This is a genomic window from Blastococcus brunescens (genome assembly GCF_035320885.1).
In the GTDB taxonomy this organism is placed as follows: Bacteria; Actinomycetota; Actinomycetes; order Mycobacteriales; family Geodermatophilaceae; genus Blastococcus_B; species Blastococcus_B brunescens.
The window spans coordinates 3,076,041-3,099,407 of the sequence record NZ_CP141261.1 but is presented as its reverse complement, the minus strand read 5'-3'; the positions used below and the strand labels follow the sequence as shown (position 1 = coordinate 3,099,407).

Genomic DNA, 23,367 nt, shown 5'->3' with positions numbered 1-23,367 from the left:
TCGCGCAGCACCGCACCGCGCACACGACACAGCGAATGACGATCAGGAGAGCTCCACACCATGACCGAGACCGACGACCGCTTGGCCGGCTCCCGCACCCGACGCACGGCCAAGGCGCCGAGCCGGGGCAAGGGCCTGAAGATCAAGCGAGTCTTCACCACCGCCGGTGTGCACCCCTACGACGAGGTGACCTGGGAGCGCCGCGACGTCGTCATGACCAACTGGCGGGACGGCTCGATCAACTTCGAGCAGCGCGGTGTGGAGTTCCCCGCCGAGTGGAGCATCAACGCCACCAACATCGTCACCACGAAGTACTTCCGTGGCGCCGTCGGCCAGCCCCAGCGGGAGAGCAGCCTGCGTCAGCTGATCGACCGGGTGGTGCTCACCTACGGCGCCGCCGGCCGCGAGCACGGCTACTTCGCCAGCGAGGGTGACGCCGAGATCTTCGAGCACGAGCTCACCTGGATGCTGCTGCACCAGGTGTTCAGCTTCAACTCCCCGGTGTGGTTCAACGTCGGCACGAGCGCCCCGCAGCAGGTCAGCGCGTGTTTCATCCTTGCCGTCGACGACGAGATGGACTCGATCCTGAACTGGTACCGCGAGGAGGGCCTGATCTTCAAGGGCGGCTCCGGTGCCGGCCTCAACCTCTCCCGCATCCGTTCCTCCAAGGAGCTGCTCTCCTCCGGTGGCACCGCCTCCGGACCGGTCAGCTTCATGCGCGGTGCCGACGCCTCGGCCGGCACCATCAAGTCCGGTGGCGCCACCGCCGCGCGGCGAAGATGGTCGTCCTCGACATCGACCACCCCGACATCGAGGAGTTCATCGAGACCAAGGCCCGCGAGGAGAACAAGATCCGCGCGCTGCGCGACGCCGGCTACGACATGGACCTCGGCGGCAAGGACATCACCAGCGTCCAGTACCAGAACGCCAACAACTCCGTGCGCGTCTCCGACGAGTTCATGCGCGCGGTGGACGAGGGCACCGAGTTCGGCCTGCGTGCCCGCATGGACGGGTCGGTCATCGAGACCGTCGACGCCAAGACGCTGTTCCGCAAGGTCACCCAGGCCGCCTGGGAGTGCGCCGACCCGGGCATCCAGTACGACGACACGATCAACGACTGGCACACCAACCCCGAGACCGGCCGGATCAACGCGTCCAACCCGTGCTCGGAGTACATGAGCCTGGACAACAGCTCGTGCAACCTGGCCTCGCTGAACCTCATGAAGTTCCTCAAGGCCGACGGCACGTTCGACGCGAAGACCTTCGTGAAGTCCGTCGAGCTGGTCATCACCGCGATGGACATCTCGATCTGCTTCGCCGACTTCCCGACCGCGCCGATCGGTGAGACCACTCGCGCCTACCGGCAGCTGGGCATCGGCTACGCCAACCTGGGCGCGCTGCTCATGGCGACCGGCCACGCCTACGACTCCCGCGGCGGTCAGACCCTCGCGGCGGCCATCACCTCGCTGATGACCGGCACGGCCTACCGCCGGTCGGCGGAACTCGCCGGCATCGTGGGTGCCTACGACGGGTTCGCCCGCAACGCGACGGCCCACGCCCGGGTCATGCGCAAGCACGCCGCGGCCAACGACGCCATCCGGCCGGTCGGCGCCGACGACGCCGACGTGCTGAAGGCGGCCACCCAGCAGTGGCAGGAGTGCCTGGAGATCGGCGCCGACAACGGCTGGCGCAACGCGCAGGCCTCGGTGCTGGCACCCACGGGCACCATCGGCTTCATGATGGACTGCGACACGACCGGCATCGAGCCGGACTTCTCGCTGGTCAAGTTCAAGAAGCTGGTCGGCGGCGGCTCCATGCAGATCGTCAACCAGACCGTGCCGCGGGCGCTCAAGAGCCTGGGCTACCAGGAGGAGCAGATCGAGGCGATCGTCGAGTACATCGCCGAGCACGGCCATGTCGTCAACGCGCCGACCCTGCGCCCGGAGCACTACGAGGTGTTCGACTGCGCGATGGGGGAGCGGGCCATCTCCCCGATGGGCCACGTGCGCATGATGGCCGCGGTGCAGCCGTTCATCTCCGGCGCGATCAGCAAGACGGTCAACATGCCCGAGTCGGCGACCATCGAGGACGTCGAGAAGATCTACTTCGAGGGCTGGAAGCTCGGCCTCAAGGCGCTGGCGATCTACCGCGACAACTGCAAGGTCGGCCAGCCGCTCTCTGGCGGCAAGGGCAAGAACGACGGCACCAAGGAGGAGGTCGCGGCCGAGGCCACCGCCCCGGGCGCGCTGTCCCACCCGGTCCGCAAGCGGCTGCCGAAGAAGCGGACGAGCGTCACCACGTCCTTCAGCGTCGCCGGCGCCGAGGGCTACATGACCGCCGGCATGTACGAGGACGGCAGCCTCGGCGAGGTCTTCCTCAAGCTCGGCAAGCAGGGCTCGACGCTGGCCGGCGTGATGGACGCCTTCTCCATCTCGCTGTCCATCGCGCTGCAGCACGGTGTGCCGCTGGAGACCTACATCCAGAAGTTCACCAACATGCGCTTCGAGCCGGCCGGCATGACCGACGACCCGGACATCCGGATCGCCCAGTCGGTGATGGACTACATCTTCCGTCGCCTGGCGCTGGACCACCTGCCCGTCGAGAAGCGTGCCGGACTGGGCATCTTCACCGCCGAGGAGCGCGCCGCGCAGGTCTCCGGCTACGGCACCTCCGCCTCGACCCCGACTGTCACCGAGGAGGAAGAGGTCGACCTGGAGCAGCTGCGCAACTCCGCGCCGATCGAGACCGCCAAGGTCGAGGAGAAGGTCACCCCGGAGGGCCCGCAGTCGGTCAAGGAGGCCCACTCCTCCGCCGAGCTCCTCGAGCTCGTCACCGGCACCGCCACCGACGCGCCGCTCTGCATGACCTGCGGCACGAAGATGCGCCCGGCCGGTAGCTGCTACGTCTGCGAGGGCTGCGGCTCCACCAGCGGCTGCAGCTGATGGCGAGGCTCGCCGGGATGTCAGCGGGATTCTCGCTGAATGTCCCGGCGGGCTTGCCGGAATGTCATCGCGGCTTGCGCTGACATTTCTTGCCAAGGTCGGCAACTCGCGCGAGCTTGGCAAGTCGCTTCCAGCCGCCCCGGCACTCTTCGGAGGGTCGGGGCGGCTCTGCATGGGACAGGAAAGGACAGGCGCGTGACCCAGCCCCCGTCACCGCCGCGGCGACCGCGCTCGGTCGCGGGTACGACGGCCGGCGCCCGACGCGCCCGCAGCGGCGGCCGGGTCGCCGGCACCGCGTACGCGCCGCCGTCGCCAGCCGACGCGGGCGCGGGCGCGCGGTTCCCGTACCGCGACTACTCCGGCGTCGAGCCGCGGTCGCTGCGCGAAAGCTACGAGTGGTGGCAGGACATCGCCCGCGACGTCGCCGACCGACGGCGGGCACGCCGGTGGGAGCAGAACGACGTCGCCGACGCCGCGCGCGTCTCGGTGAACACGGTGCAGCGCATCGAGCGGGGCCAGTGGACGGCGGTGCACAACCTGTTCGCCGTGTGCTCGGTGCTCGGCCTGCGCGTCGAGCAGATCGTCGACGTGACCGACCCGCGGTCGCCGGCACCGGCCGACCGGGCGGCCCGCCGCGCGCTGTCCCGGCCAGCGGCCTCCGACCGGGTCGCCACCCGGGAGGAGGTGATGGCCGGGCGCCGGATCGTGGCGGAGCTCGCAGCCCACCACCAGCTGCTCGAGCCGCGCATCGACCTCGACGGCACCGTGTACGTCCGGGCCGGCCGGCCCGGGTACGGGCCGCTGTGGCGGTTCGCCGCCGTGGTCTCTCAGACCCTGGGCGTGTGGGTGAACGTCTCCGGCGACGAGGCGGCCGCCATCCGCAACGAGGCGGACCTGCTGTGAGTGCCCCGCACGCGGTGGTCGGCAGCGTCATCCAGCTCGCACGCCGGTGGACGCTCGGACCGCAGATCGGCCAGGGCGGGTTTGGCGGGGTCTTCGCGGCCACCGCGGACGACGGGTCACCGGCGGCCGTCAAGCTGGTCCGGAAGGCGCCCGGCGCATCCCGCGAGCTCCTCCTCGTCGAGGGGTCGCCGGCGCCCGCAACATCGTCCCCGTGCTGGACTCCGGGAGACGGCAGATGCCTACGTCATCGTCATGCCGCTGGCCGAGGAGTCCTTGCAGGACCGGCTCGACGCCGCCGGCGGTCCGCTGCCGCTCGAGGACGCCTTGGCCGTGCTGACCGACGTCGCGACCGCGCTCGCGGACCTCGACGGACGGGTGGTCCACCGCGACCTCAAGCCGGCGAACGTCCTGCTCGTCGACGGCGCCTGGTGCCTCGCCGACTTCGGCATCTCCCGCTACGCCGATGCCACGACCGCGCCCGACACCCGCAGGATGGCGATGTCGCCGCCGTACGCGGCACCGGAGCGCTGGCGGGCCGCACGCGCCACCGCCGCTGCCGACGTCTACGCCGTGGGGGTGATGGCGTTCCAGCTGCTGAGCGGAGACCTTCCGTTCCCGGGTCCGGGATGGGAGGACTTCCACGACCAGCACCTGCACGCCGAGCCGCCGGCGCTGGCCACGGCGTCCCCCGGTTGGCCGCGCTCATCGAGGAGTGCCTGTACAAGGCCCCCGCGGCCCGGCCGGTGCCGGCGAACCTGCTCGCCCGGTTGCAGAAGGCCGCGGAGAGCACCCCGACGCCCGGCATGGCAGCCCTGGCCGGGGCCTACCAGCGCCACGCCGAGCAGCGTCGGGCTGACGAGGTCGCCGCATCGCGCGCGGAGACGGAGCAAGAGCGCCGTCGCCAGCTCGCCGACTCGGCTGGCCGGTCACTCCAGCGGACCTCCACCGCGATGCTCGAGACCGTCACCGACCTCGCCCCCGGCGCCGTCGTCCGGCGTCGCACCGAGGGTTGGAGCGTGGAACTCAACGGGGTGCAGGTCGGGCTGTCCACGTCGGTCCCGATCGACGATGTGAACTGGGGCCAGTGGCCTCCGCCGTTCGACATCATCGCCGCGGCGACCGTCTCTGTTGTCATCCCGGCTGACCGCAGTGGCTACGCGGGCCGCAGTCACTCGCTGTTCTACTGCGACGCTCAGCGGCCCGGGGTGTACGGCTGGTTCGAGACCGCCTTCATGGACACCCCGTTTAGGCGTCGGGTCGGTCCGGGCCAGGACCCGTTCGCTCTCCACCCCGCTGACCCCTACGGAACGGGGAAGCTGTCGGGAAGGCGCTGGCGAACGCGATCACCCACTACCAGGTCGCATGGCCCTTCACCGAGCTCGTCACCGGGGAGGCGGAGGAGTTCATCGACCGGTGGGTCGGCTGGTTCGCAGCCGGCCTGGAGGGGCAGCTGTCACGTCCCTCGACGATGCCGGAGCGCCCGCCGGCGGGGTCGTGGCGGCGGTCGTGATCGGGGTGTTCGGAGTCATCGCCACGCTCACCGGCGTTGCCCTCGGAGCCCCACTCGGTGCACGAACTGAGCAACGGCAGTGGGCCGCGCAGCGGAACGGCTCCGCCCGGTGAGCGGGGATGGCGGCGACCGTGACGAGTTCGAGGTGTGGGTCAACCGACAGCCAACCCGCCCGGGACACTTCGGCTACCGGACCGCGTGGCTGAAGGACGGGCCGCAGGTGGCCAAGACCGTCACCTACGCAGAGTTCGGTGACCCGACCAGCGGCGAAGTCAAGAACAGGGAGCTGCGCTTCCGGACGTCGCCGCGGCGGGCGGGCCAGTGGGACTTCGACACGCCCAACAAGACATGGGCGTGCCAGAACGACGAGCTGGACAAGCTACTGGCCTTCCTGCAAAGCGAAGTCGGCACTGGCCACTACCGGCTCGTCGACCGCGACAGCCCACAGGCCGCGCTGGTCGACCTGCTGTCGTCCGGCGACGTGGACGTCGACACGCTGGTCGCCGCGCTTGTGGCCGGCGGCAACGCCGTCGAGCTCGGGCTGGCGCTGGCCCGGTCGGCCGGCGGCCTGGTCGCCGCGGAGACGGCCGTGCTCGAGCAGCGCCGCGCGCTGATCGCCCGTCTTCGCGCGATGGCGGCGGACCCCAAGACGACCGAGACCAACATGCAGCACGTCATGGGTGACAGCTACTGGCTATTCGGCGGCCGGTACGTCGGCATCGCCGACCGGCGAAATCTCGTCCCGCTCGACCAGCACGACGTCCCGCTCGTCGGCGCCGACGGCACCCTGCACATCGTCGAGCTCAAGGGGCCGTCCGTGCCGCGCCTGGTGCGGCGCCACCGGAACCACCACATCGTCGGCAACGAGGTCCACGAGGCGACGTCGCAGGCCACCAACTACCTGGCCAACCTCGACAAGCACGGCGCCGCGCTGACCACCATGTACCGCGACAACTTCGGGCTCGAGTACGACATGCACAGGGTCTTCGCGACCGTGGTCATCGGCCACCCGGCGCACGTGGACGGCGTCACGGCCCGGCAGGTCGAGCAGACGCTGCGCACCTACAACTCCCACCTGTCCCGGGTCGAGGTCATGACCTGGGCGATGCTGCTGGACGCGGCCGAGCGCGCTCTCAACTTCGAGCAGGAGACCGTGGACGGCGAGCCAGGGCCACCGCCCGCCGAGCCGGATCCCTGGGCAACCCCGTCCACGCCAGGTGACGCGGACCCCTGGTCGGGGACGGCGACGTCCGCCTGGGACGACGACGAGCCGCCGTTCTGAGCTGAGTCCGCGGGAGGTCACGCATGAGGTTCAGCGAGCTCGTCTCCGTCGAGCACCGCGAGGACGACGACTGGTTCAACCCGGTCCTCACCGAGGACACCCCGCTCTACGTCGACCCGTTCCTGGTGTTCGAGGACGACGACACGCTGTTCGCCGGCGCGCAGGCCCAGATCGTCAGCTTCTTCGGCATCTGCCGGGACCTGGTCCGCCGGGCCGGCGGGGACACCGCCTCCCCGCACTGGAAGAAGGCGCTACGGCTGCTGACCTTCCCCGAGCCGAAGGAGTTCGCCCTCGGCCTGTCGATGGGCTCCCCGAACGGCGCCGGCACCGGTGGCGACCTGGCCGCGCTGATGGCCGACGCGCTGGAGGTGATGACCCGCGCCGTCGAGCGCGGCGTGAGCTATGTCGACGTGTTCGCGGTCTTCGTGCCCGGGCTCGGCGTCGACCGGATCAGCGACATGTTCTGCAACATCATGAAGGCCCGGTTCATCGCCTACACGCAGCGCATCTGCGCCGAGCGTGGCATCGGCACCGAGGTCATGACCGTCCGCAACGCCGCCTGGCAGGCGTCGGCCGGCCGCTGGTCGGACGCGCGGGTCGCGCTGCCCCGCAGCCCGGTCACCGGCGGCGGCGTGCTGCTCACCCCGGAGCGCTTCCTGCAGGACATCCCGCAGCGGGTGACCGCCAACGGGTTCTGGGACTGGGCCGACGCCCGCATCGGCATGGAGCTGCGCGCCGACCTCAACTACGCGATCGGCGAAGAGCTGTCCCGCGCGGAGAAGCGTGAGCTGGGGCGGCGCCTGGCCCGGCGCAGCCCGGACACCGCGTTCGAGTACGTCGACGCGGAGGCCGAGCGGGAGCACCAGCCGTACGACGTGCGCACCGACCCCGACCTGCTCGTCGGCTGGTTCGAACCCGGTCGCGCCGCCGCCCGCATCGACACCGCGGAGAACGGTGTCTTGCCGCAGCCGGCCGACGGCGAGTTCTGCACCTGGGTCGGCAACCTCATCGACCGGTTCACCCACGTCGTGGAGGACACCGACGTGTGGCGGGTGCTGTGGAACGACGACCTGACCAAGCCCCGGCAGGAGAAGATCGTGCAGGCCGTCGCCGCGGCGATGTGGATTGAGTCGTGCCGGGCCGCCGGAGTCGACTTCAGCCGAGAGACCAACGTCGGACGCGGCCCGGTGGACTTCAAGTTCTCGGCCGGCTGGCAGCAGCGGGCGTTGATCGAGGTCAAGCTCGCCCGCAGCACCAAGCTCATCCAGGGTGCTGCGGCTCAGCTGCCGCAGTACCTGCGCAGCGAGCAGATCCAGTGCGGCTACTACGTGTGCATCGGCTTCACCGACGACGAACTGTCCGAGGAGCGCATCGCCCGGGTCACCGAGACCTGCGAAACGCTGTCGGGGCAGACGCCGGGGTGGACGATGGCACCGCGGTTCATCGACGCCCGCCCGAAGAAGTCGGCGTCCAAGCTGTAGCGGAGACAGCTTGGGACGGCCCGGTCACCTGCCGCCGTGGGAGCAGATGGTCCTGTTGAGCCGGTTGTCGTCCTCGCGCCCCACACCGAAGGAGCCGCGGGCGTGGCCGGCGACGGCACCCGCACACCGGCGTCGACCGACTGAACGGTCGGGTCCGGCCGCTCCCAGTGCCCAGGGCACGTCGGTCATGGCTGCGTCTTCCGCTGCTCGTACCACTCCCAGATCGCGGCCAGGCCGAGGGAAGGCTGGTCGGCTGGGCAGGCGACCTGGGTCTCGGGACCGGGGATGCCGCTACGGACGACCACGAGGAACCACTGGTCGCCAGGGATGCGCTCGACTGCCGCGTTGTGGTCAACGAGCAGCGACAGGATGAGGTCGTCTACGAACGTGCGGTCGGTGACCTCGCGTGCCCTCAGCTCAGTGCTGCCGCGGGCCAGGCCAGCCTTGACGCGCTGGTAGAGGGCCTCGCCCGCGGCTGCCCGTTCGGGACCGCACGTGCACACCATTGGCAGGTGGTGCCGCTCGGCGGGGTCGCCGGTCCGGCTCATCGGGCCTCCTTACGGGGTCGGGTGCGGTCGCAGGGCCGCTCAGGGGCGTCAGCGGGGTTCCCGCTCCGGGGCGGCAGTCGGCGTGGACGCTGCAGGTTCGTGCGTCAGCGCGGCGATGGTGTTTCGCCGTCCGTATCGAGGCTGCGGTGCTCGTCGTGGGGCAGTGGCAGCAGGCACGGGGTGTCGTCGGCCAGCAGCACCGAGCACAGCCGCTGGACTGCCTCGGACTCTCCTGCCTGTTCGTGCCGGACACGTCGGGTGGCGCGGAGCGCGGCGAAGATCCGCATGGCCTCGTCGGCCTGCTCGAGGCTGAGTCCTTCCGCGAGGTGGATGTCGTACTGCTCGGCATCGTCCCGCTCCTCCCCACCCGGCCCCTGGGTAGTCATGGCTTCTCCTCGGTGGTCTCGTCGGACTCGGATCGTTCGGCGCGCTCGGACTGCAGGCGGGCTTGGCAGTCGCGCAGCTGCGCCTCGGCGTCGTGCAGCTCTTGGAGTTCGGCGTAGGCGTCCTGGGTGTCGGCGAGCAGTCCAGTGAGTGCGCGGTCGTCGAGCTGCAAGAAGTGCGGGCCGGGCGGCAGACCGCCGCGGACGACGCGGGGCCACTGGCGGGAGGTGAGCAGCTGCCGGAGCTCGTCGAGCGCGGCCCGGCCGTCGCGCGCCACCTCTGCCTGTCGTTCCGGGGATCCGGCGGTCGCGAAGGTCAGGCAGAGCTGTAGGACGTCGAGGAGCTCGGCCGCGCGGTCGCTCACGGCGTGCTCCGGGAGCGCCAGGCCGGCGCGGTGGCGAGCGGCCACGTCCGGCCCGTAGTTGCTGCATCGGTCAGGCGGTGCGTCATCGGTTCTCCTTGAGGCAGTCGGCGGGGATGCCGACGAGCGGTGAGGTCGTCACGGTGGGTCACAAGCCGTCCCAAGCAGGCGTGTTTCGTCGGTCCCGCGCATCGACGAAACGGAGACTGCGGCCGTGGGTCGTCGACGGGTGTGCGCGGGGTGCAAGGCTCCTCTGGAGCACGCTGGCACCGGCCGGCCCCGGGAGTTCTGCGGGCAGCGGTGCCGCCAGGCGGTGTGGGCCCGACGTCGTCGCACCGAGCAACGCCGGCAGACGGTGGCTGACCGGTCGCAGTGGTGGACTCCCGTGGAGATCCGCAAGCGCGTGCTCGACACCTGGGACATCGGCCTGGACTCCGCTGCGTGCAATGAGAGCGCGCTTGTCGACAACTGGCTCGGCCCAACGCACCCAGATCCGGAACGCCGGGATGCGCGCACGGTGGTGTGGGCCGACCTCGTCGAGCCGGGTGAGGTCGTCTACTGCAATGCGCCCTACTACCCGGCGAGGTTGCTCGGCCAGTTCCTCGAGCTCTGCGTGGACAGCGCACGCCGTGGCGTCGGGGTCACCGGGCTGATCCCAGCGTCGCCGTGCACCGGCTGGTGGGTGCGCTGGGTCGCCGACGGTGGCGCCGACGTCACCTATTTGCCCGGCCGCCTTGCCTATGCGGGTCCGTTCGCGGTGCAGGGCGGGGTGGCCCCTTCGGTGCGGCGCTGGTGCACTGGCCGGCGCAAGGCTGACCGGTGCGTCTGGAGCCGGACCCTCACGAGGGGTGCTCCTGTGTCAGCACTGCGCAGGCGCAGTCGACCAGGTCATCCCCGCTGCCTGACCAGCCGTTCTCGGTCAGCCGCGAGGCGACAGCGGCTGCTGCCGGCTCGTTCGCGAGTGCACGGAGCGCGTGGCCGAGTGCGTTCAACCGGTGGATCTGCCGGTCGCAAGTGTCGACCTGACGCGCGAGGCTGGCACGCAGACGTTGGCAGCCGGCCAGCATTTCCTCCACGTCGCGGATCTGCGGCACGACCTCGAACAGGTGGCCGTCCGCGGGGCCCTGGGTCACTGCGTCGCCTCTCGATTTGGGACGAGCAGGGACAGCGCGGCGTCGGGATGTAGCGCCAGGTCGCCGACGTCGTCGGTGGTGAGGATGCGGGCCCCGATGAGGGCCGCGGCGGCGACCTTGTCCGGGTTGGACTTCGCGAGCATGTGCGGGCCGCCGCGCCGGCTGGCCGGCTGGACTGCGCGGGTGAGCGCGGCGTGCACCAGTCGCGCCTGAGTGGTGTTCAGGCCGGTGCGGGCGGCGTCGTAGCGCATCACCGCCGCCAGGTCGTCGCCTGGCAGAGCGTCGGCCGCACGGACCAGCGACACCCGGTTCTGCAGTCGGTGCACGCGCAACCCCGCCGCCGGCGCGGTCTGCGCGAGCAACTGCAGGGCCGCGTCCAGTCGTGTCGCATCGAAGGACAGCACGTCGGCCAGCGCCTCGACCGACACGAGAACGCCCAGGGCGTGCAGCGCCGCACCGACCCGGCGCGCATCCTCGGCGATGCCGCTCCCCGGGCCGGCGTCTGCCGCACCGGCGTCGGTCATCCCACGGGTCGCAGGCTGCGCACCACGACCGGCCCGGGGAGCAGGTCGGCGAGGTCGAGCGCGAGCAGGTCGGCCAGGCGGAGCAGCAGGGCCAGAGGCTGCTCGCCGTGGTTCACGCCGGACTCCAGTCGACTGACCGTCGCGTTGGTGACGCCGAGGTTCTTGGCGACGTCGCGGCGCGACATGTGCCGCTCGATCCGGCGACGGCGCAGCAGTTCGACGTCGAGCAACGGGGAGTTGGGGGTGGGGTCACCGCCTGGTCGGTGGTGACGGGCGCATCGCCGGCGGAGGTCGTCATCGGCACGCCGGGCACCGGCTCTCCGATGCCTGTCACCGTGACGCCCCAGCGGCGCAGGGTGGTGGCTCCGCCGGGGGCTGTGCGTTCGACGAGCCTACTCGTGACGATCACGCCAAGCTCGGCCCGCGCTTGGGACAGCAGGCGGGCCAGCCCTTGTCGGTCAGCGGGGTGCCTGTGCTCTTGGCGAGCAGTGGGGCGGTTGGCGGTGTGCCTGTCGCCAGGCGCAGCAGCCGTTGGGCGGCGACGTACTCGGCGGCGTCGGGCTCGATCGCGACGGTGCGGCCGTCGACGATCACCGAAGTCCCGTCGGCGGCGGTGTCGGCGAGCGTCACTGCGCAGATAGGGGCGGCGCCGAGGCGGGCCGCGGCGAGCGCGCAGGCCGCGCCGCGGACCGGAAGGCGGTAGGCGCGCAGCCGCTGCCACACCTCGGGGGTGCGGCCGGACGCTGACGGCGCGGCCGAGGCCGTGCCCAGCAGCGCCGGGATGTCGACTTGCACCAGCAGCCCGCGCCACAGGCCGGCGATCTGCAGGCCGCGGACGTCGGTGAGGAACTGGGTGAGCGTGCCGGCGGTGTCGTAGCAGTCGAGCAGCCACTGCGCGACGCGGTCGGTGACCTCGCCGGGCGCGGGGCCGTCGGTCAGCGGTCGCAGGGAGTCGGCGACGGCTGCGCGCAGCCGCTCCTCAACCCAGGTCGCCTCGGCGGCTGACAGCAGCCGGCGGCAGGCGGCCAGCAGGGTGGTGGCGTCGACCAGGTGCAGGTTGCGCGGCTCGGCGGGCGGACTCTCGGCAGCGAGGTGCTGCCCGGGTGCTCCGCTGCGGGCAGCGGGGTCCGGACCGTCGGTGCTGAGACCAGGCCAGTGCGTCGCGGCCTCAGCCACGGTCACCTCAGCGGCGCACCAGTCGGCCAGCGTCGTGGTCAGTGACTCGGTGACCGGAGGAGTGGTCACCACCCAGAGTCGGGCGCCGGCCGCCGCCGCGAGCAGCATGAGGTCGGTCAGCATGCCCGGGGTGAGCGACTGGGCTCCGTCGACGAGAACGTCGGTGATGCGTCCGCCGATCAGTCGCACCGGCAGCAGTTGCAGGTTCTCGTCGGCGTTGCGGCCGCCGCCGGTGACGTCGAAGTCGACGCCGAGCGCGGCCAGCAGGTCCCTCGTCAGCCAGTCCACCCGGCGCATGCCCGGGCGGACCTGCACGGCGACGCGGCCGTGGGCGGGGTCGTTGGCGCGAACGGCGTGCAGGACGGCGTCGTCGTTGTTGACGACGTGCAGCACGGTGAAGCCGGTGTGCCGGGCCGGGGCCGTCGGCACCGGGGTGGGCGGGCTCATGCCGGCACCTCCCAGGCGTCGAATCCGGCGATCGCCACGGCGCTGCCGACGAGCTTGGTGGTCAGGGTGGAGTAGGTGTCCTTGCCCCGGTCACGCAGTTCCTGGTTGGCCTTCTGGGCGGCACGAACGAGGTTGGCCCAGTCGCGGAAGTTGCCCGCGCAGTAGCGGTCATCGACGCGCTGCAGCAGCTGTGGGTCGGCATCGCGGAGCAGCGGATGCCAGGCGCGCAGGGTCGCCAGGAGCTCGGCTCCCTGCAGGGGTGTGAACTGGGCGGTGCGACCCCGGAGTCGGCTGCGCACGCCGGGAACGCGGGCGACGGCGGAGGAAGCTCGCTGCCGATCAGGACGAGAGTCCACTCCGGCGCCGTCTCCTTCAGGAACACCAGCTGGTCCAGCCCCGGCTCTGCGCCCGGTGGGCCTCGTCGACGACGACCACCGGCGAGTGCTCCTCGAGAAGCTCGGCGAGGTCATCGGTGAGGTGATAGCCCTCGCCCGAGGGCCGGCCGCCGGTGAGCTTCTGCAGCAGCCGGACGGTCATCAGGGTGTGCGTGGCGGTGACGTCGGACTGCAGGAAGATCGCCCGTCGGCCGCTTGCCGCGACAGCGTCGAGGAAGGCAAGCGCGCAGAACGTCTTCCCGGTCCCCGGCTGGCCCAGCAGCGCGGCCAGCTCGTTGTCGGCGGCCGCGTGCCGCAGCATCATCGTCGCCCGCTGGAACGCCAGCGTGCGTACGTCGGCGGCGTCGGTGAGGCCGCGCAGGTGCCGGGCGATCACGGCAGCACCGCCGCGTCGGCCAGATCGTCGTCGGCGGCGGGAGCATCGAAGAGGTCGTCGACGTCGGCGCCGAGCTCGTCGCGGGCGTAGGTGGCGGCGTTCTGCCCGTAGGTGGTCTCGGCCCCGTCGGTGGCCCGGGTGCGGGCGGCGACGTCGCGGCGCATCCGTGCGCCTTCCTTCTCCGCGGTGCGCAGCAGCTCGTACTGACGGCGACGCGTGGCCAGCAGCGCGGTCCGCTGTTCGGCGGTGAGGGTGTGCGACGGGTAGGCGGTGCACACCCACTCGTCGCCGGCGAACACCTCGACGAACAGCCGCTCGAGCTCGAGGTTGGGCAGGTAGCGGACGCTGACCTTGCGGCCGACGAGCCGGTTGAGCTCGGCGGCGACGTAGTCGATGCCCTCGAACCGGATGCCGTTCTTGTTCACCGTCCGCAGGTGCTTGGTGCTCAGCATCGCCGGCATCAGCTGCTCGCGGGTGGCCTGGCGCAGCTGGTTGGTGTCGGCCGCCCAGCTGCGCAGCGGGGTCATGTCGAGCTTGCCGTGGACGCGGTTGGCGTTGTACTCCTCCAGCGCCCACTGCTCGCCTTGGGCGATGAGCAGTTCCTCGCTGAACAGGTGAGCGCCGCTGGTGTGGTCGCCCCAGTAGCGGTGACCGGTGAACGACGCCGGGCCCTCGGTGTAGCCGGGCATCGTGCTGTAGCACTCGTGCTGGCTGGTGGCGTGCCAGGACTCGATCTTGCCCTTCTCCCAGCCGGCGTACGGGGTCACAGCCGACCCCATGGTCGCCAGCGAGACGACCAGTGCGGTGACCAGTTCGGCGAGGTTGGACTTGGCGTTGTCCCACACGATCTCGTCGGGGATGCCGCCGACCCACACCTCCCGCCCGTCGAGCGAGTACGGCCGGCCCTCCACGCCGCGGGCGATGCACGCCGCCACGTCCTCCGCGCGCGGCGGGCCGGGGTGAACACCGTGGCCATCACCATCCGGTGCTTGGACTCGATGACGGTCGTCTGGTGCAGCTTGACCGGCTTCGTTCCCCGCGAGGGGACGACGAAGACCGGGACCTCCTGGCTGTCGAGCTCCCAGCGGGCGTTGCGCTCGCTCACCTCGACGGCCAGGTACATCCGCGAGCCGATGAGCGTCCGCGCACCGTCGCCCTTCACCGCGCGGGCGATGCCGTTGTCGGAGTAGTTGCGCAGGGCCGCGGTGAACGCCGGGTAGGAGGGCGTCGCCGGGTCTGTGTCGCGCAGCTGCTGCCACGCGCGCTTCAGCGTGCTGTTCGCGGTGATGACCGCGAGCACGCGCGGCGTCACCTCCCACCCTGTCCGCGGCTGCGGGTCCGGGATGTTCCGGGCGCCAGCGACCCCATCGGCGAGGTGCGGCGCGTGGGCCGTGACCCACCGCCGCACCTGCCGGGCGGTCACACCGGCAGCGGTGGCGGCGCGGCGGACCGCGTCCTCGGGCACGCTGCCGTCGGGCCGCCGGGCGGCGATGACGGTCGCCAGAGCGGCGCGGCGCTTCCAGCCGGCGGTCACCGGGTCACCCCGGTCGGCGCGCTCAGCTGGCCGCCGAGCGCAGTTCCGGCGAGCGGCTGCAGTCCCGTGCCCAGCACCTGCAGCAGCGAGGTGGTCGGCGCCGACAGCGCCAGCACCCGGACGCCGGCGAGGGCGACCCCGTGGGCCTGGGCCCACGAGGCCAGTTCGGACAGTCGCGAGGTGGTGTCGACGTCGACGAGCGGGTGGCTCGGGGAGCGGTCCGCACGACGTCGATGACGATGCTGTCGTCGGCGGTCGTCCAGGTCAGCGGTGCGCCGGGAGCCGGAAACGGGCTCAGTCGACAGGCGTCGGGCAGCCGGAAGAATCGGTCGTACACGCCGAGGAAGCCGGCCAGCTGCTGGCGGGCGGCGGCGTGCCGTGCGGGCATGCCGTGGACGGCGACGACTCGGCCGGCCAGCGCCAGGGCATCCGCAGCGCGAGCCCATGCGGGGCCGGAGCCGGGGACGGCTAGGTGCTCGGCGAGGGCGATCTCGCAGCGTTCGTTGAGGGCGGGGTGGAAGCCCCGGTAGCCCTGACCGGTGCCCTGCGAGCCGGGGCGGGGGCGGCCCGGGTGGGCTCGGCCGCGCGGGGGCGGTCGATGACGGCGTTCACGTTCGTGGTCCTCTCGGTTGCACGCATTGCCGGACGGCTCTGCGGATGAGGACCGTGCTCACGCCCCCGAGCACAGGCGGTCGTCATCCGCTACCGGTTGGCCCCCGAGGGAAATCGCTCGACGCGACGTTGGACCTACGTCCCCGCCGCCTCGGGCGTCGGAGCGCCACGAAGTCGATCAGGTGTTCGAACGCATGTTCGATCAAGATCGACAGAAGCGCAAGATCAAGAACAGCGGCCAGGTTGGCGGCGAGGACGGCGGGCGCTCCGTTCCGCCCGCCGGATGGGTGACGTCCCGCCCGGCGGTTCGCACGGTGAGCGGCATGGACCAGACGGCGACCGATGAGCGAACCTTCGGGTAGATGCTCGAGGCGGGCGCCGGTGGGCTCACCGGCGACCAGTGCACCGCGCTCATCCAGCTGGGCGCCTGCCACCGGTCCTCCGAGCCCGGGGTGAGGCGAAAGAGTGGGTTTTCCGCCTCGACTTGCCCGTCGGTGCCGTCCGAGCCGCGATGCGCGGGCTCGCGACACCACGACGGCGCGTCTACGCCGAACAGCGCTCCGGCTGTGCGGATTCAGGTGGTGGACTGTGAGGCGGCCGCCCGGCCGGTTGACCCCGCCGGCGCTGACCCCGCCGGCCGCGCAGGCCGGGCCGCCCGCAGGCTGGTACCCCGATCCGCACACGTCCGACCAGTGGCGCTGGTGGAACGGCGTCGAGTGGGCCGGCGATCTTCGTAGCGGCTGACAGGGGCGCTGCCGCTGCGTCGCCGATGACCTGCCGGGCGTGGTCGACCATCAGGTGCAGTACTGGCTGGGCGCGGCCACGAGTGCACGTACACGCCACCCTGGCACCATGCCCCGCGTGGTGAACGCGGATGACCAGGGTGCCGAGCCGGCGAAGCGGCGGGTCAGGAAGGAGCGGCCCGCCCGCAAGGGGCGCTGCTCAGAGAGCTGCCAGTCCTGCTGGTGATCGCCTTCGTCCTGGCGCTGTTGGTCAAGACGTTCCTGGTGCAGGCGTTCTTCATCCCCTCTGGGTCGATGGAGACGACGCTGCACGGCTGCACAGGCTGCACCGGTGACCGGGTGCTGGTGACCAAACCCCGTACTGGTTCTCCGACCCTCAGCCCGGGGACGTCGTCGTCTTCAAGGGCCCCGACACCTGGGCACCGGAAGTGCAGGGCACCGCGCCGTCGAACGCGTTCGCCGGTGCCCTGACCTGGGTCGGCCGCCAGATCGGCGTCGCCCCGCCGGCCGAGGACGACTTCGTCAAGCGCGTCATCGCCGTCGGCGGCCAGACGGTGGCCTGCTGCGATGCCCAGGGGCGCGTGACCGTGGACGGCGAGCCGTTGGATGAGCCGTACATCCACGAACCGAAACCCATCGAGACCCGCGCGTTCGGGCCGGTGACCGTGCCCGAGGGCCGGCTGTTCGTGATGGGCGACCACCGATCCGAGTCGGCGGACTCGACGGCGCACATCGACGATCAGTACCGCGGGACCATCGCCGTCGATGACGTGATCGGCAAGGCGTCCCTCATCGTGTGGCCGCTCAGCCGCTTCGGCACCATCGGCTCACCCGACATCCAGCAGTCGCCGTAGCGGTCATGAGATGCCCGCGCAGGTCCGCGGTCGATCGCCGAACAGCTGGGATACCGCAACCCCATCGCCAAGCGGCTGGCGCAGATCCGGAGGCAGCCGGCGGTCTTCTTCGACCTCGACGGTCAGTGAGTTCCGCAGCAAGCAGCGACCTGGGCTGTGGGCGTCCGCCCCGCGCTGGGCTGGGCGCAGGTCAAGGCGGCGGGGGCTCACAGGCCGCCGGTGACGAGGAGCTGTTGGAGGAGGTCCGGAGCCGAGACGAGCAGGAAGCCGACCAGCGCCGCGGGGACGGTGCAGCCAGCCACCAGTGTCAGCTGGCGCCACGAGCGGACTGTCACGGCGAGGACCGCAACGGCGGCGAGGGTCGCGAAGGTCACGACCACAGGGGCATCAGCCGGATAGTTGGTCGACCGTCGGTAGGCGTCGGCGACCAGCAGACCGATCACCGCGGCCGTGCCGGCCACACCGACGCCACCGGGACGCCCCGCCCAAGAGAAGGCCCACCCGAGGACGGCGCCGGCGACGACAGCCAGGACCAGCCACGTCATCAGCTCGGAGATGTTGATGGAGTACGGCATCCCGGGGTAGTCGACGCCGTACATGGTCTTCTTGCCGACGAAGAAGGCGATCACAGCGGCGGCCAGGGCCAAGCAGGCGTGCGCCATGGCTCGCCGAGGCTGCTGACCGGCGCTGAGCAGCGCCAGCATGGCGATCCACAGTCCGAAGGTGTGCGCGAGCGGACGGAGCTGGTCGTCGTAGTAGGCCCACGCCGCGAAGCCGCCCGTCAGCACCCCTGCGGCGAGCGCCACCACGGCACGGGACTTGCTCAGGAAAGCCTGGCCGCTCGCCGCTGCTTCCGGTACTCGGGTCGACAACACAGTCCCCTTCGGGTCGGACGAGCTCATCGCTACACCGGGCGCAGCGTTGCAGACCGGCGGCGACCAGGACAGATGCCGGCGGGAGCCGGACCTGGGCGGTTGGGTCTACGGCGGGATTCTCCAGCCGGGCACACCGCGCTGCGTGTACGGCACGTCGGACAGCCTGCACATCCTGTGCCGCCGGCGTCGACAGGTTCGCCGCCGGCGCCACCCGGTCGGACGACCCAGCTACGGCCGAGGGTGTCCGCAGGCCGCTCACCACGGGTCAACCGGTGCTACCGCGAATGTACGTGAGCGGCCCGTTTCGTCGACGACACGCGTCGACGAAACCCGGGTCGGACGGGAGCTCAGGCGCGGGGCAGCCAGGTCCACAGGGCGACATCGAGGACGCGCAGCGGCACCGCGTCGCAGCGCACCCCGTACGCGGTCTGCACCTGCTGGGTGAGCTCATCGAGCCGCTGAACGATGTCCGGCTCCCCGATCAGGAACGCGAACACCTGCCAGTCGACCCGGCGGGTTCCGTACCGCCGGATGGCGGTCCCGTACAGCCCCAATCCCTCGCAGACCACGCGGTCACGTACGGGGAACAGCCGAGGGCGCTTGCGGGTGCACAGCTTCGCCGAAGTCACCCACGGATTGGGTGCGGCCACCCACGGGTCGCAGCACCCGGCGTGGACCGCCTGCGCCAGTGCCTCCATCGCCTCGAACGTCGAGCGGTCCGCGGCGGCGAGGTCGACATCGGTCGGTAGCCCCGCCAAGGCCTCGTCGATGCCCGCTCGGATGGCGGAGTCGGACAGCAACCGGCGGGTGATCAGCGCCCCTACAGGCGCGTTGAGCACCGTCAGCGCGTGCAGATCAGCGGCGGTGATGGTGGACGGGTCGACCGGGGAAGTTCGAGGAACGTCGTGCCAGCGCCCCGCCTGGCCGGGTCGTAGTGCCCGGCGAGCCGCTCCGTGGCCGGGCGGGCGGTGTCATCGGAGAGCGCTTCGGTGGCCACCCGCCGCGCGTACTCCAGCTCACTGGGTTCCGGCCGCGGCCAGTCTTCGGGAACGTCGGGTGGGGAGGGGTGGTCACGGCGCCGGACCGTAGCGGGCCCACCAGGATGGTCCTGGGATGCGGGGCGGTCGGGGCGTCGGGGGCGGCAGGTGCGGCCGGTGGTGGACGATGCTGCGGTGATCGACTGGCCGGGGGTCTGGGCGGCGGTGGCGGCGCGGGTAGCGGCGCATCGGGCGGCCGGCCGCGGACACCTGCTGACCGAGGACACCGTGCGGCTGGAGACGGTGCTGGTGCTCGAGCAGTTCGGTGTTGCACCGGGCCGGCTGGCCGCCGAGGTGCCCGCGCCGGAGCTCGCCGGCGGCAAGCTCGACCTGGCCGTGGACTTTCCCGGCGGCGCCGTCGTGGAGCTGAAGTACCCGCAGGACAGTCGCACCGGCATCTCTCCGGACACGATGACCTTCGGGGAGCTGCTGCGAGACTTCCTGCGCGTGGCCGCCGTGCCGGCCGGTGACCGGTGGGTGGTGCAGCTGCTCAACGACCGGCTCGTCCGCTATGTGGCCAGCGCCGGCGTCCGGCACGGGCTCGGCTGGGCCGAGTCCGTGGGCGACACCGTGACGCTGCCTGCTGCGGTGCTGTCCGCGCTACCGGCGACGGCCGCCCGCGCGATCGGTACCGCCGCGGTGCCCGGCACCGTGACGGCCACCTGCGCCGTCCTCGCGCCCGTCGGCGACGGGCTGAGCCTGTACGCGTTCCGGGTCGACGGGCTACCCGTCGGCGAGCCGGTCGCCGGACCGGAGGGCTCCGTCGCGCCGCCTCCCGACGCGGTGGGCGCCGATGCCGCGCCCCGCGGTGCGACGCGGGACGGTGCGCGCGTGAAGATCCTCGCGGCCGCCCACGCCGTCGTAGCACGCAGCGGGCAAGCGGCCTTCACGATGCCGGAGGTCATCGCGGAGATGCGTCGCCGCGGCACCGGGTACGCAGACAGCACCATCCGGACGATGATCGCCGCCCACCTGTGCGCCGACGCCACCGGCGAGGGCGTCGCGGGCTACGCCGACTTCACCCGGGCAGGCCGGGGGCAGTACCGCTTCACCGGAACTCACGGGCGTGATGTCGGTGGTCGCTCGTAGCCTGCGCCCGTGACCGTCGAGCCGACCGCAGACGACGCCGAGCTTGCTCGGCGCATCGCTGCCACGGAGACGCTGATGCGCGCCGCCGGTCTCGTCCCCGAGGCGTTCTGGCCCGTCGATGAGGATGACGACGAGCAGGAGCAGCGGTGACAGGACCGCGCCGGCCAGCCGGTGACGACATCGGCACCGGCGTCATCGACGGCCTCGCCGCCACACTGCGAGAGCTCGCCGCCTCGCACGGGGACGGCGAGCAGCTGCTGGAGCAGGGACTGGCTGCGGTGGCCGAGCTGCAGCGGCAGCTAGGCGCGGCAGTCGCGTCGCTGCACACCGCGGAGGAGGTCGTGGTCCGGCAGAAGGCGCTGCTGGAGACCGCCACGGAGATGATCTCCGAGGCTCGCCGCTGGGCGCGGTCCCTGTGGGACGACGGGCCGGCGTCGGAGGAACCGGTGGTGCTCAACGAGCCGGAGTTCGCGCCGGCGTGGTTGACCGCCGACGGCCCCCGACACCCCGCCCGTCCGCCGGACACTCTCGGCGGCGTCGAGGCGGCCGCGGCCACGCACGAGCTGCGGCTTGCCGCGCTGGACCGGCTGATCGCCGACGTCGAGGAGGAGTGGGGCCCGATCACCGCGGAGGAGATCGCCACCGCGGCCGAGCGGCTGAGGATGCGAGCCCAGACGGAGGCCTGACGGGCGGTACCGGCGGGGCTGCCGGTGTGCGCGGTGCACCATCCCGCGGCTCCTACCCGAACCGGCCGGTGGCTACGGCTACCTTCGGCCCGTGCGGGGAGAGGGCTGCTTGCGGTGGCGGCCGTCTTGGTCGTCGTCGGGGCCTGCAACGACGACGACGCCGACTCCGAGCCAGCGGCCGAGAAGCGTTCGGTCTCGTCCACCTCGGCCCCGTCTGAGTCGCCGTCGGCAGAGTCAGCGCCGTCGCGCTCGCTCTCAGCGTCGGCCACTCCGACCCACTCGGCGGCCCCGAGGCCTTCGACACCGCCTCCTCCGCCGCCGGTGACCGTGCAGCCCTTCACGTTCGTGACCGATGTCGAAGACGAACCGCTCCAGGCCCCGCTGCCTGACCTGCCCACTACGCCGGGCGCATCCGCAACGCTGACCGTAAGCGCCGGCTGGACTGGTGGGCTGCAGACGTCGGGACCGCAGGCCGCTCCGTTCGTCCGGTGCCAGGTCATCCATGCGACTCCGCGGATGGGCGGTGACCGTCTCTGGTACGAGGTCAGCTCCGACGGGGAGTTCTCGCAGTTCGTCGATGTCGGCGAGTACTACGTGAGCATCGTCCGCCGTGCCGGCAGCGGGGACTGGCCCATCGCGACCGAGGTCAACCTCTGGAGTAGGACGGCCACCGACGAGCACTACGAGATGTGGGACAGCACCGGGGTCGTCGACCTCGACGAGCAGCAGATCTCCGTCTCATCCTCACCGGACAACCGCACGTTCGCCTTCTCGGCGGTCACGGTTCCCATGACCTACCACTGGACGATCGACCCGGACGCCGCGGTCACCTGGGCCCTGGTGCAGGGGACCGTGGGGTGCCCGGTATCGCCCGGCGCGATCCCAGGCGTCTAGCCGGGTGGGCTGGGTCGCTGTCCGGCGACGAGACAGATGCTGATGGAGGGTCTGAGGTGAGCTCAGCGGAGGAGGCCGCGCAGTGGTTCGTCGACGTCTGGGCTGACGAGGTCCGCGCGCGGGTTCGCGACGTACGGGAGGACCGCAAGCGGTTCGACGACCTCGACCGCGCCTACGAGCGCGGGAGTGGACCATCACGGAGCAGGACCTGCTGATGCGCGGGCAGCGGTTGTGGGTAGCGCAGCATCATCTCGTGTGGGCCACGAATCAGCTGGAGCAGTGGGTTCGCCGCCTGGCTCGCGAACAAGGCGGGCCGGAGCCGGAGCCTGACCCGGTGCTCACAGCACTCCGTGATGCCCTTGAGCACCTTGACGACGCGGTCCTCGACGAGGACATCGCATCAGCGGGCCCCGGCAAGGGGAACCGTGCCCTGCGCAAGCTGCCGGAGAGTCAGCTGTACATCGGCACCTTCGGCAGCCATCGCATGTTCGGCCTCGTCGACCCCGAAGACATCGAACGCCGAGCCCTCGCCATCGTCACGACCGCCGACCGCCTCGAGCAGCAGGCCGAGGACTACGTCCACGACCTGATGGCCCGCGGCGACTGGCCGCCGCGGGACGGCGACATCGACGAGGAGCCCTGACCCACCGGGGCGATCGGGCCAGTCAGCGGGTGTCGTCCCAGCGCGCCAGCAGCCTCCTCGCGGCGCCCAGCTCCTCCTCGAGCCTCATGAACGGTCCCGTCGACGGCCAGCATCGGGACAAGTCCGCCTCCGGAGCAGCTGTTCAGCCATCGGCTGGTGTTGTCCGGCGCCACCGCACCGGACGCTCGTCTCGAACGCGCACGAGGTAGTCCAGCTCCTCGAGGCGCTTCAGGATGTTGGTCGCGTTCGACGGCGTGTACCCCAGCGCCTGTGCAACCTCGCTGGCCGCCAGCCCGAGCTCCGCGCCCAAGCCGCCGAGACCGAGGACCGCCATCTGTCGCTCACCGAGCGGTTGGGCCCGCCGGATGTCGACCGGCGCCGCCCCCGGCGGCGCGGCCGCCCGGTCCGCGGCCTGCTCGCCCACGTGAAGTGCGCGCAGCCTCGCCGACAGCCGCATCAGCACGCGCGCGCCCTCGTCCAACGCGTCTGCGAACGCTGCATCCCGCTCACGGTCCGCCGGCGCGGCGCCCTTCCGGTCACTTGCCACACTTGCCAACATAGCCTGTTTTCTCGGCAAGTCGTGGGATCTTGGCAAGGAATGTCATCGGCAAGTCTCGGACTGACACTTGGACGAGTCTCGCCAGCTGAGCTCGCCGCCGGGTGTCAGGCCGCGAGGTCCCAGACTCTGGCGGTGCGATCTGAGCGATCTGTCATCGGAGGCCTCCGCGGTCCGCAACCGGTGACGGCGTAGTAGGAAGGGCGGGCGACCACATGGTCGCCCGCCCCTTCCGCTCGTTCGCAGGTGACCCGCGCTGTGGTGGTCCACGGCACCGCACGCCGCATAGGACATAGCAGGAAACGGTGGTCCCGGGCCCACTCGGGTCCGCCCACCGCCTGGGCCCGCGCCGCCGGCCGTGGAGCGGCGGCCGGGCATCGGT

The 23,367-nt window shown here is 71.5% G+C and carries 29 protein-coding genes and 2 pseudogenes; 15 read left to right on the top strand and 16 right to left on the bottom strand.

Translation table 11 applies throughout. From position 1 onward, the window contains the following. Positions 1 to 60: 60 nt before the first annotated feature. The 6 genes and pseudogenes from U6N30_RS20745 to U6N30_RS20720 all read left to right on the top strand — a co-directional run. A pseudogene (locus tag U6N30_RS20745) lies at positions 61 to 702 on the top strand (vitamin B12-dependent ribonucleotide reductase); the annotation flags it as partial. Between the two features lie 77 nt (positions 703 to 779). Then, on the top strand, positions 780 to 2,942 hold the full coding sequence (locus tag U6N30_RS20740) for a vitamin B12-dependent ribonucleotide reductase (RefSeq protein WP_324273786.1): 2,163 nt from the start codon (positions 780 to 782) through the stop codon (positions 2,940 to 2,942). Between the two features lie 195 nt (positions 2,943 to 3,137). Continuing rightward, positions 3,138 to 3,845: a helix-turn-helix transcriptional regulator gene (locus U6N30_RS20735; RefSeq protein WP_324273785.1), complete on the top strand. Its 708-nt coding sequence runs from the start codon at positions 3,138 to 3,140 to the stop codon at positions 3,843 to 3,845. Further along, on the top strand, positions 3,846 to 4,919 hold the full coding sequence (locus U6N30_RS20730; protein ID WP_324273784.1) for a protein kinase domain-containing protein: 1,074 nt from the start codon (positions 3,846 to 3,848) through the stop codon (positions 4,917 to 4,919). 545 nt (positions 4,920 to 5,464) lie between these two features. Then, positions 5,465 to 6,637, top strand: coding sequence for a Shedu anti-phage system protein SduA domain-containing protein (locus U6N30_RS20725; RefSeq protein WP_324273783.1), 1,173 nt, complete (start codon positions 5,465 to 5,467; stop codon positions 6,635 to 6,637). A 23-nt stretch (positions 6,638 to 6,660) separates the two neighbouring features. Beyond that, a complete protein-coding gene (locus tag U6N30_RS20720; RefSeq protein WP_324273782.1) occupies positions 6,661 to 8,118 on the top strand; it encodes a hypothetical protein in 1,458 nt (485 codons plus the stop codon). Between the two features lie 185 nt (positions 8,119 to 8,303). Here U6N30_RS20720 and U6N30_RS20715 read toward each other — a convergent pair whose 3' ends face one another. The 12 genes from U6N30_RS20715 to U6N30_RS20660 form a co-directional block, all read right to left on the bottom strand. Further along, complete coding sequence (locus U6N30_RS20715) at positions 8,304 to 8,666, bottom strand: hypothetical protein (protein ID WP_324273781.1); 363 nt, start codon at positions 8,664 to 8,666, stop codon at positions 8,304 to 8,306. A 104-nt stretch (positions 8,667 to 8,770) separates the two neighbouring features. Next, a complete protein-coding gene (locus U6N30_RS20710; RefSeq protein ID WP_324273780.1) occupies positions 8,771 to 9,052 on the bottom strand; it encodes a hypothetical protein in 282 nt (93 codons plus the stop codon). Next, on the bottom strand, positions 9,049 to 9,459 hold the full coding sequence (locus U6N30_RS20705) for a hypothetical protein (RefSeq protein WP_324273779.1): 411 nt from the start codon (positions 9,457 to 9,459) through the stop codon (positions 9,049 to 9,051). The genes U6N30_RS20710 and U6N30_RS20705 overlap by 4 nt, the downstream gene beginning before the upstream one ends. A 791-nt stretch (positions 9,460 to 10,250) precedes the next feature. Next, positions 10,251 to 10,544 (bottom strand): hypothetical protein, encoded by a 294-nt coding sequence (locus tag U6N30_RS20700; protein ID WP_324273778.1) that lies wholly within the window; start codon positions 10,542 to 10,544, stop codon positions 10,251 to 10,253. Further along, the gene (locus U6N30_RS20695) at positions 10,541 to 11,068 is read right to left on the bottom strand and encodes a hypothetical protein (RefSeq protein ID WP_324273777.1); all 528 of its coding nucleotides are present in this window, start codon (positions 11,066 to 11,068) and stop codon (positions 10,541 to 10,543) included. Before U6N30_RS20695 ends, U6N30_RS20700 begins: the two co-directional genes overlap by 4 nt. Continuing rightward, a complete protein-coding gene (locus U6N30_RS20690) occupies positions 11,065 to 11,298 on the bottom strand; it encodes a helix-turn-helix domain-containing protein (RefSeq protein ID WP_324273776.1) in 234 nt (77 codons plus the stop codon). The genes U6N30_RS20695 and U6N30_RS20690 overlap by 4 nt, the downstream gene beginning before the upstream one ends. Positions 11,299 to 11,473: 175 nt before the next feature. Next, a complete protein-coding gene (locus tag U6N30_RS20685; protein WP_324273775.1) occupies positions 11,474 to 12,691 on the bottom strand; it encodes a hypothetical protein in 1,218 nt (405 codons plus the stop codon). Beyond that, positions 12,688 to 12,990 (bottom strand): hypothetical protein, encoded by a 303-nt coding sequence (locus U6N30_RS20680; RefSeq protein WP_324273774.1) that lies wholly within the window; start codon positions 12,988 to 12,990, stop codon positions 12,688 to 12,690. The genes U6N30_RS20685 and U6N30_RS20680 overlap by 4 nt, the downstream gene beginning before the upstream one ends. Positions 12,991 to 13,063: 73 nt before the next feature. Beyond that, positions 13,064 to 13,462 carry an AAA family ATPase gene (locus U6N30_RS20675; protein ID WP_324273773.1) on the bottom strand — a complete coding sequence of 133 codons (399 nt, stop codon included), beginning with the start codon at positions 13,460 to 13,462 and terminating at the stop codon, positions 13,064 to 13,066. After that, on the bottom strand, positions 13,459 to 14,337 hold the full coding sequence (locus U6N30_RS20670; protein WP_324273772.1) for a Mu transposase C-terminal domain-containing protein: 879 nt from the start codon (positions 14,335 to 14,337) through the stop codon (positions 13,459 to 13,461). Before U6N30_RS20670 ends, U6N30_RS20675 begins: the two co-directional genes overlap by 4 nt. Further along, positions 14,226 to 14,996, bottom strand: a complete 771-nt coding sequence (locus U6N30_RS20665) for a hypothetical protein (RefSeq protein ID WP_324273771.1) — start codon at positions 14,994 to 14,996, stop codon at positions 14,226 to 14,228. The genes U6N30_RS20670 and U6N30_RS20665 overlap by 112 nt, the downstream gene beginning before the upstream one ends. 22 nt (positions 14,997 to 15,018) lie before the next feature. Then, positions 15,019 to 15,384, bottom strand: coding sequence for a hypothetical protein (locus U6N30_RS20660; protein ID WP_324273770.1), 366 nt, complete (start codon positions 15,382 to 15,384; stop codon positions 15,019 to 15,021). Between the two features lie 406 nt (positions 15,385 to 15,790). Between U6N30_RS20660 and U6N30_RS20655 the strand changes: the two genes are divergently transcribed. The 3 genes and pseudogenes from U6N30_RS20655 to lepB all read left to right on the top strand — a co-directional run bounded on the left by U6N30_RS20655 (position 15,791) and on the right by lepB (position 17,205). Next, entirely contained in the window at positions 15,791 to 15,970 is a 180-nt protein-coding gene (locus U6N30_RS20655) for a hypothetical protein (RefSeq protein WP_324273769.1), read from the top strand. A gap of 226 nt (positions 15,971 to 16,196) precedes the next feature. Beyond that, positions 16,197 to 16,352 carry a DUF2510 domain-containing protein gene (locus U6N30_RS20650; RefSeq protein ID WP_324273768.1) on the top strand — a complete coding sequence of 52 codons (156 nt, stop codon included), beginning with the start codon at positions 16,197 to 16,199 and terminating at the stop codon, positions 16,350 to 16,352. A gap of 221 nt (positions 16,353 to 16,573) precedes the next feature. Beyond that, a pseudogene (lepB, locus tag U6N30_RS20640) lies at positions 16,574 to 17,205 on the top strand (signal peptidase I). Between the two features lie 206 nt (positions 17,206 to 17,411). On the opposite strand, the gene U6N30_RS20635 reads toward lepB, so the two are convergent. From U6N30_RS20635 to U6N30_RS20625, 3 genes are all read right to left on the bottom strand, one after another. Beyond that, complete coding sequence (locus U6N30_RS20635; protein ID WP_324273766.1) at positions 17,412 to 18,014, bottom strand: DUF6518 family protein; 603 nt, start codon at positions 18,012 to 18,014, stop codon at positions 17,412 to 17,414. A gap of 413 nt (positions 18,015 to 18,427) precedes the next feature. Further along, on the bottom strand, positions 18,428 to 18,919 hold the full coding sequence (locus U6N30_RS20630) for a DUF6308 family protein (protein WP_422677964.1): 492 nt from the start codon (positions 18,917 to 18,919) through the stop codon (positions 18,428 to 18,430). A gap of 2 nt (positions 18,920 to 18,921) precedes the next feature. Continuing rightward, positions 18,922 to 19,077: a hypothetical protein gene (locus U6N30_RS20625; RefSeq protein WP_324273765.1), complete on the bottom strand. Its 156-nt coding sequence runs from the start codon at positions 19,075 to 19,077 to the stop codon at positions 18,922 to 18,924. 175 nt (positions 19,078 to 19,252) lie between these two features. Between U6N30_RS20625 and U6N30_RS20620 the strand changes: the two genes are divergently transcribed. From U6N30_RS20620 to U6N30_RS20595, 6 genes are all read left to right on the top strand, one after another. Further along, positions 19,253 to 20,206, top strand: coding sequence for a DUF7669 domain-containing protein (locus tag U6N30_RS20620; RefSeq protein ID WP_324273764.1), 954 nt, complete (start codon positions 19,253 to 19,255; stop codon positions 20,204 to 20,206). A 9-nt stretch (positions 20,207 to 20,215) separates the two neighbouring features. After that, entirely contained in the window at positions 20,216 to 20,356 is a 141-nt protein-coding gene (locus tag U6N30_RS20615) for a hypothetical protein (RefSeq protein WP_324273763.1), read from the top strand. Then, positions 20,353 to 20,892, top strand: a complete 540-nt coding sequence (locus U6N30_RS20610; protein ID WP_324273762.1) for a hypothetical protein — start codon at positions 20,353 to 20,355, stop codon at positions 20,890 to 20,892. The genes U6N30_RS20615 and U6N30_RS20610 overlap by 4 nt, the downstream gene beginning before the upstream one ends. A 516-nt stretch (positions 20,893 to 21,408) precedes the next feature. Continuing rightward, positions 21,409 to 21,786, top strand: a complete 378-nt coding sequence (locus U6N30_RS20605; protein WP_324273761.1) for a hypothetical protein — start codon at positions 21,409 to 21,411, stop codon at positions 21,784 to 21,786. A gap of 56 nt (positions 21,787 to 21,842) precedes the next feature. Further along, a complete protein-coding gene (locus U6N30_RS20600; protein ID WP_324273760.1) occupies positions 21,843 to 22,001 on the top strand; it encodes a hypothetical protein in 159 nt (52 codons plus the stop codon). Next, complete coding sequence (locus tag U6N30_RS20595) at positions 22,001 to 22,429, top strand: hypothetical protein (RefSeq protein WP_324273759.1); 429 nt, start codon at positions 22,001 to 22,003, stop codon at positions 22,427 to 22,429. Before U6N30_RS20600 ends, U6N30_RS20595 begins: the two co-directional genes overlap by 1 nt. 142 nt (positions 22,430 to 22,571) lie before the next feature. On the opposite strand, the gene U6N30_RS20590 is transcribed toward U6N30_RS20595, so the two are convergent. Beyond that, positions 22,572 to 22,886, bottom strand: a complete 315-nt coding sequence (locus U6N30_RS20590) for a MarR family transcriptional regulator (RefSeq protein ID WP_324278397.1) — start codon at positions 22,884 to 22,886, stop codon at positions 22,572 to 22,574. Positions 22,887 to 23,367: the final 481 nt, after the last annotated feature.